The sequence below is a fragment of the Lysobacter enzymogenes genome (assembly GCF_023617245.1).
GTDB classification, from domain to species: Bacteria; Pseudomonadota; Gammaproteobacteria; order Xanthomonadales; family Xanthomonadaceae; genus Lysobacter; species Lysobacter yananisis.
In genome coordinates, this window is record NZ_CP067396.1 from 4,937,553 (window position 1) to 4,951,698 (window position 14,146).

Annotated in this window: 15 protein-coding genes and 3 pseudogenes; 12 read left to right on the forward strand and 6 right to left on the reverse strand. The window is 70.9% G+C overall.

The features are described 5' to 3' along the window. Window positions 1-152: 152 nt before the first annotated feature. On the reverse strand, window positions 153-809 hold the full coding sequence (locus tag JHW41_RS20410) for a serine/threonine protein kinase (RefSeq protein ID WP_250445948.1): 657 nt from the start codon (window positions 807-809) through the stop codon (window positions 153-155). Between the two features lie 158 nt (window positions 810-967). Between JHW41_RS20410 and JHW41_RS20415 the strand changes: the two genes are divergently transcribed. Further along, window positions 968-2,977, forward strand: a complete 2,010-nt coding sequence (locus JHW41_RS20415; protein WP_250445950.1) for a bifunctional DedA family/phosphatase PAP2 family protein — start codon at window positions 968-970, stop codon at window positions 2,975-2,977. 19 nt (window positions 2,978-2,996) lie between these two features. Here JHW41_RS20415 and JHW41_RS20420 read toward each other — a convergent pair whose 3' ends face one another. From JHW41_RS20420 to JHW41_RS20435, 4 genes are all read right to left on the reverse strand, one after another. After that, window positions 2,997-3,581, reverse strand: coding sequence for an LON peptidase substrate-binding domain-containing protein (locus JHW41_RS20420; protein WP_250445959.1), 585 nt, complete (start codon window positions 3,579-3,581; stop codon window positions 2,997-2,999). A 1,243-nt stretch (window positions 3,582-4,824) separates the two neighbouring features. After that, window positions 4,825-6,189 (reverse strand): UDP-N-acetylmuramate:L-alanyl-gamma-D-glutamyl-meso-diaminopimelate ligase, encoded by a 1,365-nt coding sequence (gene mpl, locus JHW41_RS20425; RefSeq protein ID WP_250445961.1) that lies wholly within the window; start codon window positions 6,187-6,189, stop codon window positions 4,825-4,827. A 31-nt stretch (window positions 6,190-6,220) separates the two neighbouring features. Beyond that, the gene (locus tag JHW41_RS20430; protein ID WP_250445964.1) at window positions 6,221-6,712 is read right to left on the reverse strand and encodes a hypothetical protein; all 492 of its coding nucleotides are present in this window, start codon (window positions 6,710-6,712) and stop codon (window positions 6,221-6,223) included. 138 nt (window positions 6,713-6,850) lie between these two features. Beyond that, window positions 6,851-7,429, reverse strand: a complete 579-nt coding sequence (locus JHW41_RS20435; protein WP_057946349.1) for an adenylate kinase — start codon at window positions 7,427-7,429, stop codon at window positions 6,851-6,853. Between the two features lie 196 nt (window positions 7,430-7,625). Here JHW41_RS20435 and JHW41_RS20440 point away from each other — a divergent pair, with 196 nt between their 5' ends. From JHW41_RS20440 to JHW41_RS20460, 5 genes are all read left to right on the forward strand, one after another. Further along, on the forward strand, window positions 7,626-8,918 hold the full coding sequence (locus JHW41_RS20440; protein ID WP_250445966.1) for a 6-phosphofructokinase: 1,293 nt from the start codon (window positions 7,626-7,628) through the stop codon (window positions 8,916-8,918). A gap of 136 nt (window positions 8,919-9,054) precedes the next feature. After that, window positions 9,055-9,933 carry a hypothetical protein gene (locus JHW41_RS20445; protein ID WP_250445976.1) on the forward strand — a complete coding sequence of 293 codons (879 nt, stop codon included), beginning with the start codon at window positions 9,055-9,057 and terminating at the stop codon, window positions 9,931-9,933. 11 nt (window positions 9,934-9,944) lie between these two features. Further along, entirely contained in the window at window positions 9,945-10,838 is an 894-nt protein-coding gene (locus JHW41_RS20450) for an AraC family transcriptional regulator (protein WP_250445978.1), read from the forward strand. Window positions 10,839-11,103: 265 nt separating this feature from the next. Continuing rightward, window positions 11,104-11,562, forward strand: a complete 459-nt coding sequence (locus tag JHW41_RS20455) for a VOC family protein (RefSeq protein WP_078996800.1) — start codon at window positions 11,104-11,106, stop codon at window positions 11,560-11,562. A gap of 317 nt (window positions 11,563-11,879) precedes the next feature. After that, window positions 11,880-12,689 carry a hypothetical protein gene (locus tag JHW41_RS20460; RefSeq protein ID WP_078996799.1) on the forward strand — a complete coding sequence of 270 codons (810 nt, stop codon included), beginning with the start codon at window positions 11,880-11,882 and terminating at the stop codon, window positions 12,687-12,689. Between the two features lie 104 nt (window positions 12,690-12,793). On the opposite strand, the gene JHW41_RS20465 is transcribed toward JHW41_RS20460, so the two are convergent. Next, on the reverse strand, window positions 12,794-13,324 hold the full coding sequence (locus JHW41_RS20465) for a hypothetical protein (RefSeq protein ID WP_198944591.1): 531 nt from the start codon (window positions 13,322-13,324) through the stop codon (window positions 12,794-12,796). Between JHW41_RS20465 and JHW41_RS27550 the strand changes: the two are divergent. The 6 genes and pseudogenes from JHW41_RS27550 to JHW41_RS27575 form a co-directional block, all read left to right on the forward strand. Continuing rightward, a pseudogene (locus JHW41_RS27550) lies at window positions 13,276-13,503 on the forward strand (hypothetical protein); the annotation flags it as partial. The gene JHW41_RS20465 and the pseudogene JHW41_RS27550 overlap by 49 nt on opposite strands. Window positions 13,504-13,525: 22 nt before the next feature. After that, window positions 13,526-13,573: pseudogene (locus tag JHW41_RS27555) on the forward strand (DUF6053 domain-containing protein); the annotation flags it as partial. Between the two features lie 26 nt (window positions 13,574-13,599). Next, entirely contained in the window at window positions 13,600-13,653 is a 54-nt protein-coding gene (locus JHW41_RS27560) for a hypothetical protein (protein ID WP_428995586.1), read from the forward strand. A gap of 79 nt (window positions 13,654-13,732) precedes the next feature. After that, window positions 13,733-13,777: pseudogene (locus tag JHW41_RS27565) on the forward strand (DUF6053 domain-containing protein); the annotation flags it as partial. Window positions 13,778-13,782: 5 nt separating this feature from the next. After that, window positions 13,783-13,857 carry a DUF6053 domain-containing protein gene (locus tag JHW41_RS27570; RefSeq protein WP_428995587.1) on the forward strand — a complete coding sequence of 25 codons (75 nt, stop codon included), beginning with the start codon at window positions 13,783-13,785 and terminating at the stop codon, window positions 13,855-13,857. A 28-nt stretch (window positions 13,858-13,885) separates the two neighbouring features. Further along, window positions 13,886-13,936: a DUF6053 domain-containing protein gene (locus JHW41_RS27575; RefSeq protein WP_425606452.1), complete on the forward strand. Its 51-nt coding sequence runs from the start codon at window positions 13,886-13,888 to the stop codon at window positions 13,934-13,936. Window positions 13,937-14,146 lie beyond the last annotated feature (210 nt).

Genomic DNA, 14,146 nt, shown 5'->3' on the forward strand with positions numbered 1-14,146 from the left:
CGCGGATCCGCAACAAGGGCCGCGCCACCCCGACCGTACGTTTCAAACGATGGTGTTTGAATCGCTATCGTTTGAATCGCCATCGTCTGAAGCGCCATCGTCCGAAGCGCATCCGTCGCGAATTCCGCGCTGCCGGCGTCCGCGCCGCGCGTTCAGGGCTTGGGACCCTGCCCCTCGTTGTCTTCCCAATGCAGGATGCGCCGGGTCACGAAGCGGTACACCGGCTTGCCGGTGACGAACCACAGCTCGCGCACCCAGGAATGGCGCTTGAGCACGCGCCGCTCGACCGGCGTCAGGTGTTGCGGGCAGTACGTGCGCTTGTGCTTGAGCAGGTGGCGCAGGTCCTCGCGCGCGAGCAGGCGCATCCAGCGCGAGCGCGGGGCGCCGCGCACGGCCAGCTGGAAATCGATGATCGCCGGGGCGCCGTCGGCCAGCACCAGCCAGTTGGCCTCCTTGGCCAGGTCGTTGTGGGCCAGCCCGCGCCGGTGCAGGCGCTGCAGCAGGCGCCGGGCGCGGCGGAAATAGGCCAGGTCGCCGCGCGGCGGGCGCTGGTACATGGCCGCGCCCTCCATGTAGCTGCGATCGAGCTTGCGGCCGTCCCAGCCCAGCAAGCGCGGGGTCGCCTCCAGGCCGTCGATCCGCTCCAGCGCGCGCGCCTCGCGCCGCGCCAGCCACCATGCCGGCAGCCGCAGCCACCACGGCACGTGGCTCAGGTCGCGGCGCACGAACAAGCCGCGGCTGTCGCGCATCAGGGCGATGCGGCCGAAACTATCGGCCTTCAGCGCGGTCACTTCGATCACTTCCGACATGCGGCGCAGTGTACTTCGGGCCGGCGCGGCCCGGTTCCGCAAGGCCCGCGGACGGGCCGCCGACGGGGTTACAGGCCGTTACCCGCGGTCACGCCAAGTGCCTGCGGTCACGTTGCCGCTTCATCCTCGCCACAGCCCGCCCTGCCTATAATCGACCGATGGATTCAGCCTGGCTCGAAAGCGCGACCGCATGGATCGCGGCCCACCCCATCGCCGCGGGCGTCGTGATCTTCCTGATCGCGTTCTGCGACGCGTTGATCATCCTCGGCATCGCCGTTCCCGCGCTGCCCCTGCTGTTCGCGGTCGGCACCTTGGTCGGGCTGGGCCACATCAACGGTCCCTATGCGCTGGTCTGCGCGACCCTGGGCGCCTTCGCCGGCGACGCGCTGAGCTATTGGGTCGGCTATCGCTGGGGCCCGCAACTGCGCCAGCGCTGGCCGTTCTCGAAGTATCCGCAATGGATCGACCGCGGCGAAAACCTGTTCCACCGCCACGGCAGCAAGAGCATCGTGATCGCGCGCTTCGTCGGCGCGGTGCGGCCGTTCGTACCGGCCATCGCCGGCATGCTGCGCATGCCGATGCGCCGCTATGCGCTGCCGAGCCTGTTCGCCTGCGTGACCTGGTCGGCGCTGTTCCTGGCCCCGGGCTGGGTGCTGGGCGCGTCCTACGACGCGGTGGCCGCGGTCGCCGACCGCCTCGCGGTGGTGCTGGGCGCGCTGCTGATCGCGGTGGCGGCGGTCTGGGCCGGCGTGCTTTACACCTGGCGCTGGTTCGCCAACCACGCCGACCAGATGCTCGCGCGCGCGCTGCGCTGGACCCGCGCGCATCCGCGCCTGGGCCGCTACGCCGCGGCGCTGATCGACCCCAACCGGCCCGAATCGGCCTCGCTGGTGATGCTGGCGGTCTGCCTGCTGGCGATCAGCTGGATCTGGTTCACCCTGCTGGCGACGCTGCTGGCCAGCGGCGGGCCGCTGCAGATCGACCACACCGTGCACGAGTTCATGTGGACCCTGCGCAATCCGCTGGCCGACCGGCTGATGGCGGCCCTGGCCTGCCTGGGCGACCCGATGGTGCTGGCGCCGGCCTCGATCGCGGTGCTGGCCTACCTGGCCTGGCGGCGGCGCTGGATGGCCGCGGCGCACTGGGTCGCGGCGATCGTGTTCGGGCTGGCGCTGACGTCGCTACTGGAATGGGCGATCGACATGCCGCGCCCGCCGACCGCGCCGGCCGGCTTCGGCTTCCCGTCGGTGGCGGTGACCATGACCACGATCGTGTTCGGCTTCTTCGCCGTGCTGATCGCGCGCGAGCTGCCGGGGCGGCAGCGGGTGTGGCCCTACCTGTTGGCCGGCGTCGTCACCACCTTGGTCGGCTTCGCCCGCCTGTACCTGGGCGCGCACTGGCCCAGCGATCTCATCGGCGGCACCTTGTTCGGCATCTTCTGGCTGCTGGCGCTGGGCATCGCGTATCGCCGCCACGTCGCCCGCTCGTTCTGGATGCGGCCGCTGGCGTGGCTGTTCTACACCGTGTTCGCGATCGCGGCGCTGTGGCATGCGCCGCGCGCGGCCGACCCGCTGCTGGCCAAGTTCGCCTCGGCCACGCCGACCGCGACCCTGGACGCGCAGCGCTGGTGGCGCGGCGACTGGGCCACGCTGCCGGCGCAGCGCAACGAGCGCGACGCGCGCCGGCGCTGGCCGCTGGACCTGCAGGTCGCAGGTCCCCTGCCGCCGCTGCGCGCGACCCTGGAAGCGGCCGGTTGGCGGGTGCAACCGCAGGCCGGCTGGCTGGCCACCATCGCCCTGCTCGACGACGACACCCCGCCGCGCGACCAGGTAGTGCTGCCGGCGACGCTGGACGCGCAGGCCGAATCGTTGCTGATGCTGCGCGACGGCCCGACCCCGGACGTGCAGTACGCGCTGCGGCTGTGGCCGGCGCCGGCGGTGCTGTCGGACGGCACCCCGCTGTGGATCGGCACCACCCAGACGCTGAAGCTCAACAAGCCGTTCGGCGCGGCGGCGCTGTGGCTGCCGCAGCCCGACGACGGCGCCGCGCACGCGCAGGTGCGGCGCGCGCTGGTCGGTTTCGTCACGGTCCAGCAGGCGCACCCGAAGAACGGCGTGGAAGTGCTGCGGCTGCGTTCGCAGTATTCCGGGCCGCAAGCCGCGCAGTAAGCGGCGTCAGGCGCGCCGCTCAGGGCAACAGGGTCAGCAGCCGTTCCAGGCGTTCGTGCGGATCGTCCAGTTGCAGCAGCATCTGCCGCTGTTGCAACGCCAGCGGCAGCAGTTCGGCCAGGCGCCAGCCGACCCAGGCCGCGTCGTCCAGGCGCGAATGCGGCGCCAGCGCATGCTCGCCGCCGGCCTGTTCGAGCAGACGCTCAAGTAAGGTCACCAGCAGCGAGTGCTGCGGCCGCACCACCTCCTCGCCGTCGGGCTCGCACCAGCGCACCTGCGCCACCTGCAAGCCGTTGTCGCGCACCCGCGCGCGCTCGGCGCGGAAGCGGCGGGCGCCGCGCACGCGCAGGGTCAGCAGCCCGTCCTCGCCGGTGCCGAAATCCTCGATCAGCGCCTCGGTGCCGTACGCGGCCGCCGACGCCGGCTCGCCGACCTCCTCGCCCTGCATGATCAGACAGACGCCGAACCCGCGGCCGAGCCGGCCGCATTCGCGCACCAAGTCGAGGTAGCGGCGTTCGAACACGCGCAGGCCCAGGCTCGCGCCGGGGAGCAGCACGGTGTGCAGTGGGAACAGGCCCAGCGAATCGGCGTCGGAGGTGGGCATGGCGGCAGTGTAACCGGCGGAGGTTGGAGCATCTAACCGGGTCGGGCGGCTGCGGGGCGGAGGGCGTGACCGAATTCCGATTCGCCGTGGCCTTGCGATCCAACGCCGATCCGGCGCCAGCCGGAATCCCATTTCGACCTTACTGCCGTTGCCGTTGCCGTTGCCGTTGCCGTTGCCGTTGCCGTTGATACTGCCGTTGCCGTTTCGCTTTGACGCAACCCCACGCGAGGCCCCTGCCCGGCGGACCCGGAGGGCGCGCGCATGGATGCGCGCGTGCGCCATGGGACAGGATGTCCCTTATGGCGCAGCCCCGCGTCCGGTGCTGGACCTAGTGGCTTTTGACCTTAAACAAGCGTTTTTCTTTGGCTACTTTCTTTTGTCGCGCTGACAAAAGAAAGTAGCTCGGCCGCTTGCGGACGAAAGCTTTTGATTGCTGCTTGTCGTCACATGAAACATCAATAAGAGCGCAAGCAATACATCAAAATGGATTCCGGCTTTCGCCGGAATGACGGCCGTGGGGTCGCGTATCCAACTGTAGGAGCGGCGCGAGCCGCGACCGCGACAACGCACCTACGACGCAACTTTCGTAATCGTCGCGATCGCGCGGTCGCGGCTTGCGCCGCTCCTACAGGGGGCGTGCTGCGGTGGGATCCGCTTTTGCGTGTGTTTACGCGTGACGACAAGCGAAGATCAATAGCTTCCGTCCGCAAGCGGCCGGGTCACTTTCTTTGTCTTAAGCCACAAAGAAAGTAACCAAAGAAAAGGCCTTATCTTTTTCGGATCAAGAGCCACTATGGCTCACAGCGGCGCGGGGCCGCGCCATAAGGGGCATCCTGCCCCATGGCGCGCGTGCGCATCCATGCGCACGCCCTCCGGGGCTGCGGGACGACTGCATCGGGCTCAAGGGCGAGCACGAGCAACGGCACAGACAAGATCAAAATGGATTCCGGCGTTCGCCGGAATGACGACTGCATCGGGCTCAAGGGCGAGCACAAGCAACGGCACAGGCAAGATCAAAATGGATTCCGGCGTTCGCCGGAATGACGGTGGGCGTGGTTCGCCGCAGTTGGCTTGTCGCGATCGCGGCTCACGCCGCTCCTACCGTCGGATACGCATTAGCCGGAGCCGCTGTAGGAGCGGCGCGAGCCGCGACCGCGTTGTTGCACGGTCGCCTCGAACTTCCCAGCGTGGTCCGTAGTCGCAGCCTGTCCGCCGCCACCCGAACGTACCCCGCGGACGCGCCTCAACCGCCCTGCAACGCCGCGAAGAACCGCCGCGGGGCGCCGTCGAAGCCGCCGTTGGACATGAACACGACGTGGTCGCCCGCGCGCGCGCGTTCGCGCAAGGCCGCGATCAGCGCGTCGGCGTCGGCCACCGCGACGCCTTCGCCGCGCAGGCCGGCGACGACCTTGCCGGCGTCCCAGGCCAGTTCCGGGCGGTGCAGGAACACCACCGTATCGGCCTCGCGCAACGACGGCGCCAGGGCGTCGGCGTGCGCGCCCAGGCGCATGGAGTTGCTGCGCGGTTCCATCGCCACCACGATCCGCGCCGCGCCGATGCGCGCGCGCAAGCCCGCCAGCGTGGTCTCGATCGCGGTCGGGTGATGGGCGAAGTCGTCGTAGACGGTGACGCCGGCCGCCTCGCCGATCACTTCCAGGCGGCGCTTGACGCTGCGGAAGTTCGCCAGGGCCGGCAGCACCGCGGCGACGTCCACGCCGACCGCGTGCGCCGCGGCCAGCGCCGCCAGCGCGTTCATCACGTTGTGCCGGCCGAGCAAGGGCCAGCGCACTTCGCCGATCTCCGCGCCGCGATGCAGCAGCGCGAACGCGCTGCCGTCGGCTTCGATCAGGCGCGCGCTCCATTCGTAGTCGCCGCCGTCGAGGCCGAAACGCTCCACCGGCGTCCAGCAGCCCATCGCCAATACCTCGGCCAGGCGCGCGTCTTCGCCGTTGACGATCAACCGGCCGCGCCGCGGCACGGTGCGCACCAGGTGGTGGAACTGGCGCTGGATCGCGGCGACGTCGGGGAAGATGTCGGCGTGGTCGTATTCGAGGTTGTTGAGGATCGCCACCAGCGGCCGGTAATGCACGAACTTGCTGCGCTTGTCGAAGAACGCGGTGTCGTACTCGTCGGCCTCGACCACGAACTCGCGGCCGGCGCCGATGCGCGCGGAGGCGCCGAAGTCCTCGGCCACGCCGCCGATCAAAAAGCCCGGCGCGCGCCCGGCGGCTTCCAGCAGCCAGGTCAGGATGGTGGTGGTGGTGGTCTTGCCGTGGGTGCCGGCGACCGCCAGGGTGTCGCGGCCCGGCAGCACGCGCTCGCTGAGCCACTGCGCGCCGGAGGTGTAGCGGCGGCCGTCGTCGAGCACCTGCTCGACCGCCGGATTGCCGCGCGAGAGCGCGTTGCCGACCACGATCTCGTCGCAGTCGGCGGAGATGTTGTCGGGCGTGTAGCCCTGGCGCAGGGCGATGCCGAGGCGTTCGAGCTGGGTCGACATCGGCGGATACACCGCCTGGTCGCTGCCTTCCACGTCGTGTCCGAGTTCGCGCGCGAGCGCGGCGACGCCGCCCATGAAGGTGCCGGCGATGCCGAGGATATGGAGTTTCATGTTTCGAGTGGGCCCGGACGACGTCTCAGTGTCAGTAGGTCTGTGGATCGGGAAAGGTCCAGCCGCTCAACCGCAGCATGTCCTGTCCCAGTGCGTGCAGGGCGCCGTCCCGCGGCGAGGTGCGGACCCAGACGCGATGGTCGCTGGCATCGCGGCGCTCGAGGATCCATTCGGCGCCGTCGAGCGTATTGCGGTCCTGCGTGGCCGGCGCCGCGTCCAGCGCGTCGAACGCAGCCCGCAGCGCATGCAGCTGCACGGCGGTCAACGGCGCGCGCGACCTGCGCAAGACCGCGCCGGGCTCGTAGCCGCCGGCGCCGTCGAGTTCGACCGCCTCGACGCCGGCCTGCGCGCTGACCCGCACGATCACCGGGTGATGGAAGCTGCGCAGCCAGGTGAAGCGGTAGCCGCGCGCGGATCCGCCGCACGACAGCGAGGGCTCGGCGGCCGCGGCCAGATGTCTGGAGTACCAGCGACGCGAGTGCGCGTCGTCCGGTATCGATGGGGTGGCGAAGCTGCCCGGCACGAAGTAGTAGTCCTCGGCGCCGGCGCGCGGGCACTCGCGCGTCGCGCCCCGTTCCGGCGCCGCGGAACAGCCCGCCAGCGCCAGCAGCAGGAGCAGCGAACGCCCCAGAACCCGCGACCGTCCGCGAACGCCCGTGGCTCAGCCCACCGTCGGCGCCGGTTCCAGCGCCTCGACGATGCGGGTGAACACCTGGTCCAGCGAGCCGACGCCGTCGACCACGGTCAGGCGGCCGTGCTGGCGGTAGTACTCGATCACCGGCGCGGTGACGTCGTCGTAGACCTTCAGGCGGGTGCGCACGGCTTCGGGGCTGTCGTCGATGCGGCCCTGCTCGGCGGCGCGGCCGGCGATGCGCTGGACCAGCAGTTCGGTCGGCACTTCCAGCTGCACGGCGAAGTCCATCGGCTGGCCGATCTTCTGCAGCAGCGCGTCGAGCGCGTCGGCCTGGGCGAGATTGCGCGGGTAGCCGTCGAGGATGAAGCCGCCGCGGGTGTCCGGACGCGAGAAGCGGTCCTCGAGCATGCCCAGCAGGATTTCGTCGCTGACCAGGTTGCCGGCGTCCATCACCGCCTTGGCTTCCAGCCCCAGCTTGGTGCCGGCGGCGACTTCGCCGCGCAGCAGGTCGCCGGTGGAAATGTGCGGCACCTGCAGGTGGTCCTTGAGCCGTGCGGCTTGCGTGCCCTTGCCCGAACCGGGCGCGCCCAGAAGTACCAATCGCATCTACATCGCTCCTAGAACAGATGAAACCTTGGCGGCCGTCGCATCGCGGCGGTCCCGGAGCCCTGCGGCCGCCCGCCGGGCCTCGCCGCGGGCTGGCCTGAACGAGAGGCGGCGCTACACTCGAAGCGGCCTGCCACCCGCCGGGCGGAATATTGCGGCCAGCTTACCGCAAACCGGCGCCAATCCTGGAATCCCCATGCCGACTGCCAAAACCGCCAGAAAATCCGCCGGCAAACCCGCCGGAAACCTGCTTTACGCGCAATCCGGCGGTGTGACCGCCGTCATCAACGCCACCGCCGCGGGGGTCATCGAGGCCGCCCGGGCGCGCAAGGTCCGGGTCCTGGCCGCCCGCAACGGCATCCTCGGCGCGCTGCGCGAGGAGCTGATCGACACGTCCAAGGAGTCGGCCGCGGCGATCCGCGTGCTCGGCCATACCCCGGGCGGCGCGTTCGGCTCGTGCCGGCTCAAGCTCAAGGCCCTGGACGCCGACCGCGCCCGCTACGAGCGCCTGCTGGCGGTGCTGCAGGCCCACGACGTGCGCTGGTTCCTCTACAACGGCGGCAACGATTCGGCCGACACCGCGCTCAAGGTTTCGCAGTTGGCGGCCGAGTACGGCTACCCGCTGACCTGCGTGGGCGTGCCCAAGACCGTCGACAACGACCTCGCCGTCACCGACTGCTGCCCGGGCTTCGGCTCGGCCGCCAAGTACACCGCGGTGTCGGTGCGCGAGGCCGCGCTGGACGTGGCCGCGATGGCCGAGACCTCGACCAAGGTGTTCGTCTACGAGGCGATGGGCCGCCACGCCGGCTGGCTGGCCGCCGCGGCCGGGCTGGCCGGCGCCGACGCCGACGCGGCGCCGCACCTGATCCTGTTCCCCGAGCGGCCGTTCGAGGAAGCCGACTTCTTCGCCAAGGTCAAGGCGACGGTCGAGCGCGTGGGCTATTGCGTGGTGGTCGCCAGCGAAGGCATCCAGACCGCGGACGGGCGCTTCGTCGCCGACGCCGGCGGCGGCAAGGACTCGTTCGGCCACACCCAGCTCGGCGGCGTCGCCTCGCACCTGGCCGGGCGGGTCAAGGACGCGCTCGGCTACAAGGTGCATTGGGCCCTGCCCGATTACCTGCAGCGTTCGGCCCGCCACCTGGCCTCCAAGACCGACGTCGAGCAGGCGCGCGCGGTCGGCAAGGCGGCGGTGGAGTACGCGCTCAAGGGGATGAACTCGGTGATGCCGGCGATCGTGCGCGGCTCCGACACGCCGTACCGCTGGAAGATCGAACCGGTGCCGCTGAGCAAGGTCGCCAATCACGAGAAAAAGATGCCGGCGAACTTCATCCGCAAGGACGGTTACGGCATCACCGCGGCGGCGCGCAAGTACCTGGAGCCGCTGATCCGCGGCGAGGCGCCACCGCCGTACGGGCGCGACGGCCTGCCGCAGTACGTGACGCTCAAGAACGTGGCGGTGAAGGCGAAGCTGCCGCCGTTCGAGGGCTGAGGACGACGCCGACCGCCGCTCGTCGTCGCCCGACGCACGGCGACCGCGGCGGCGGACCAAGGCCCGGGGCACGCGGCTAAGATGGCGGCCACGCGCCCGCTGCCCCGGCGGGCGCCGTCCAAGGAAGACGTCACCGATGAAAGCCCTGCCGCTGCTTGCCGCCCTCGCCCTGTGCCCCGCCGTCGCGCTCGCCGGCACGTGCGAGAACAACTTCACCAGCCAGGGCGACCCGCGCAACGGCGCCGAGTACCGCACCTCGACCGTCGTCGAAGGCGTCGGCGTCGGCAGCGCGCTGGCCCAGTTGCGCGTGATCGCCCAGGGCAACAAGTACAAGTATTTGAACGAAACCGGCGACGCGCGCAGCGGCACGCTGACGATGGAGTATCCGCGCGCGCTGGGCTACGAGGCGTTCCCGGTAGCCTTCACCGCGACCGCCCGCGACGGCGGTGCCGAGCTTTCCGTGCACACGCGCACCAGCCGCGGCACCAATTTCAAGGACGCCGAATCGCGCGCGCACCTGTGCGGGCTGCTCGCCCAGGTCAAGTCCGGCGCCCGCGGCGACGCCCTCGCCGCGAGCGTGCGCAAGGCCGAAGGCGCCGGCACCTCGCAGGTGGTGCAGATCGCGCCGCGCAAGCTGTCCGACGAGATCGAGAAGCAGATCCGCAACAGCCTGCGCGGCCCGGGCGCGTCGCCGCAGATCATCAACGAGCGCTACAAGGGGCGCCGCTACCGCATCGACGGCCAGCTCTACACCAAGGAAACCGACACCTACGGCCCGCGCCCGAACAGCCACGGCCGCCAGGTGACCTTCGACATCGTCAAGAAGGGCGGCCTGATCAGGGCCGCGGAAGTTGGCGTGGTCGCGCACACCCATACGCAGATCGTGTGCGAACTCGCGCGGGGCCAGGAAGGCTATGCCGACCGGCTGGAATCCGGCGACTACATGACCCTGACCGGCACCTTCCGCATCTACGAAGGCGGCCAGTTCATCCTCACCGGCTGTCGACCGGACTGAGCGGCCGCGGCATGAGCGCCCGCCCCGTCCGCGCGATGCCGTACAGCGGGGCGCCGCTGCCGCCCGCGCTGGCGGCGTGGGTGGAGCGCAGTTGGGCCAGCGCGCGGCCCGCGAGCGCGCCCGCCTGGCCGCGCGAACATTCGCTGCCGACCGGCAGCCTGCATCTGGCGATACGCCTGGACGGCCCGCCGCTGCGCACGTACGCCGACGCCGACGACGCCCTCGGCCGCTCGCATCCGCCCGCGCTGCTCGCCGGCGCGCGCGCCGGCTACGTGATCAAGGACGCCTCGCGCCCGGCCGCCTCGGTCGGCGCGATGCTGCGGCCGGGCGCGGCCCTGGCGCTGTTCGGCGTGTCGGCGGCGGAACTGGAAGGCGGTTACGTCGGCCTGGACGAACTGTGCGGCGCGGGCGCGGCCGACGGGTTGTACGAGCGGCTGGCCGCCGCGGCCGACCCGCGGTCGCGGCGCAGGCTGTTCGAAGCGTTCCTGCGCGCGCGGCTGCGGCCGGTGCGCGGACTCGATCCGCAGATCGTGCGCGCGGTGCGTTCGCTGCAAGGCGCCGCGCCGGGCGGCGACTGCGCCGCCGGCGCCGACGAGCGCCGCGTCGCCGGCTGGGTCGCGGCCAGCGGCCGCAGCCACCGCCGTTTCATCGCCGGCTTCCGGGACGCCGCCGGCCTGAGTCCGAAACGCTATGCGCGGGTGCTGCGGTTCAAGCGCCTGCTGAGCGCGCTGGCGGCGACGCCGCGACCGGATTGGGCGCAGCTGGCGCTGGACGGCGGGTATTTCGACCAATCGCATCTGATCCGCGAGTTCCGCGAGTTCGCCGGCGTGTCGCCGCGCGCCTACCTGGCCGCCGCAGCGGCCTCGCCGCATCACCTGCCGATAGGCGGCCCGGAGCCCGTGTAGGAGCGGCGCAAGCCGCGACCGCGCCACTGCGCTTACGGCGCAAGCCGCCGCGACTCGCACCGATCGCCCGAGCGACCACGATTTCAGCCTTCCGGCACGAGCGACCTCGATGCCACGCCTGCGCCGCGAACGGCCGCAGCGCGGTCGCGGCTCGCGCTGCGCCTACAGGGGCAAGGCCGTCAGCGCGCGCTGCGGGTAAATTTCGTCCAATACGCGGCAACGCTTGCGCGCGCAGGCTGCGCCCACCCCATTCCAGGAGCCCGCCATGGCCGTGCACGAACTGTTCTCCTATCTCTGCGTCGGCGACGCCCAGGCCGCGGTGGCGTTCTATTGCAAGGTGTTCGATGCGACCGAGAAGTTCCGCCTGGTCGAACCCGGCGGCCGCATCGGCCATGTCGAGCTCGACCTGGGCGGCACCACCTTGATGCTGTGCGAGGAATTCCCCGAGGTCGACATCCGCCGCCCGGTCGCCGGCGCCGGCCACAGCCACACCCTGCACCTGCACGTGGACGACGCCGACGACGTGGTCGCCCGCGCGGTCGCCGCCGGCGCGCGGCTGGCGATGGCGCCGCGCGATCATTTCTACGGCGAGCGCTCGGGCACGGTGATCGATCCGTTCGGCCATCGCTGGAACATCGGCCACAGCATCGAGGCGCTGGAACCCGACGAGATGCAGCGCCGCTACGACCGCGACCCCGGCTGCGGCGACGCGACCGGCGGTTGAGCCGCCCCGCCCGCCGGCTCGCGCCTGCGCGTTGCCGATCGAACCGCCCCGCCTGCCGCGGATCGGCGCGCGGCCCCGGATTCGCCCGCGGGCCGGGCCGCGGCGCCTATCGCCCGCGCGGGCCACGGCCCTCGGCGTCGCGGCCTGCGCCGCGCTTATCTGTGCGCGGCGTCGCCAATGTCCCGTGCCGCGCCGGGCGCACAACCGAAAAACGTTGAACCGCCCACCCGATTGCGGCAATCTGCCGCCGCAAGCGTTCATGCGGGGCGCAGGGACGCAACGCTTTACAGGCTTTAGGCCATTACAGGGAGTCCTTCATGAAAGGCAGGTTTCTGGTTCCGTTGATGCTGCTGGTCCCTTCCGTCTCGGCCGTCGCCGGCCAGTGCGAAGACAATTTCACCAAGAAGGGCAATCCGCTCTCGGGGCAGGAATACTTCACCTCGGTGCAGGTCAACGGCCTGGCGACCGCCAGCGCCATCGGCCAGGTCCGCAACAACGGCATCGGCCAGAACATGGTCGTGCTCGACGAGGACCTCAGCGCCGGCACCCTGGTGCTGGAGCAGCCGTCCTCGACCCTGCACCGCCCGCTGCCGGTCCAGGTCACCGCCGACAACGCCGGCACCGTCACCATCTCGCTCAAGCTGCGCAAGGGCTCGTTCGGCAACGCCAACGAGATCAAGAAGTCGATGTGCGACCTGATCGGCTCGCTCAAGCCGGGCAAGACCGCGCCGCCGCGCTCGGCCGCGCCCAAGCCGCTGCCGATCCAGATCAGCGCGCAGCAGCTGGCCCAGGAAATCGACGCCCAGGCCAAGGAAAACGCCGCGGTCATCGCCGACCGCTACAAGGGCCGCCAGTACACGGTCAAGGGCGTCAACGCCGGCGTCAGCGACGGCAAGAGCGGCCGCTACTACGTGACCTTCCAGACCGGCGGCTCGCTGCTGCCGGGCCTGGTCGAGAGCGACAGCAAGCTGTTCGACACCCGCGTGCGCTGCGAACTGCAGCCCAGCCAGAAGGCGTATGCGCTGACCCTGCGCGCCAACGAGCGCATCCAGCTCACCGGCACCTTCCGCGAGTACAACGCCGAAGACTTCGTGGTCGAACTCAACGACTGCGTCGGCGTCAAGTAAGCCGCGGCTCGGGCCGGCGCGGACCTGCGCGTCCGCGCCCGCCGGGCAACAAGCGAAAGGGCCGCGCGAGCGGCCCTTTCGTCGTTTGCGGCGGGGCGACGCGCTCAGCCGCCGCAAGCCTTGCCTTCGATCGTCATCGACGCGGCGAACATCGGCACCGCGGCCAGCTTGGCCGCTTCGGCGCGGGCCTTCTCGTCCTGCAGATACAGTCGCGCGCGGCCCTGCGCGTCGAGCTCCGGCGGCGCCACCGCGGCCGGCTTGCGCCACACCCGCACCACCGCCTGCTGCTGCGGACAGGCGGCGCTGGGCACGCGGATCACATCGTTGAACTTCCAGCCCGCCGCTTCCGACGGCCGCGCCTTGGCCGCGTCAACGAAGCGCGCGCGCGGCTGGCAGTTGGGACTGCTGCGCACCACCGCGAACTTGTAGGGCTCGGCGGCCTGGCCGGTGAAGGCGCCTTCCAGGCGCGCGCAGGCCTCGGGAATCTGGCGCAGGGTGTGGACGCTGCCGGCCGGCTGCGCCGGCACCGAGCCGGAACGCTGGATCTCGGGGACCGGATCGGCCGCGAACGCGGCCGGGGATACGAATGCGGCGAGCGCCATGGCGGCGCCGAACGCGGGAAGAAGTCTGCGCATGGCGGCTCCTGATTGCGGGGCCGGGGCAGCCTCGCACGCGATGGCTGAACCGCCACTTCACCCTCGCCCGCCGGCCGCGCGGAGCCAATGCAGCCCCGGGGGCACCCCGCATCGGACAAAAGAGCCTTGAGGCTGAAGGCGCTCCGCTTGTCGTGGGAGGGCCTTCAGGCCCGATGCCTTCCGCTCAGGTAGCCGCGTCGCATTGGAAACAAAAGCATCGGGGCTGAAGCCCCTCCCACAACCGCCGCGCTCCTGTGGGAGGGCCTTCAGGCCCGATGCCTTCCGCTCAGGTCGCTGCGTCGCATCGGAAACAAAAGCGTCGAGGCTGAAGCCCCTCCCACAACCGCCGCGCTCCTGTGGGAGGGCCTTCAGGCCCGACGCCTCTCGCTCAGGTCGCTTCGTCGCGTCGGAAACAAAAGCGTCGGGACTGAAGCCCCTCCCACAACCGCCGCGCTCCTGTGGGAGGGCCTTCAGGCCCGACGCCTTCCGCTCAGGTCGCAGCGTCGCGCCGGAAACTAAAGCGTCGGGGCTGAAGCCCCTCCCACAACCGCATCGTCCCCTGTGGGAGGGCCTTCAGGCCCGACGCCTTCCGCTCAGGTCGCCGCGATTTGAAACCGCAACATCGAGCCTCAAGGCCCGCCCCAGCCACCGCATCCGGCGCAGACGATGCGGCTGCGCAACATGCCGGCCCACTGGATCGCGGCGCGCAATGCCACCAAAGTCGTCGCCGTCAAGCGCGCGTGACGGCTGGACGGACCGCCGGCGCAAGGGTTTCGTGACTTCGTTCGCAGCCCCGCCGCACGCCGCGCGATGCGCGCCGCC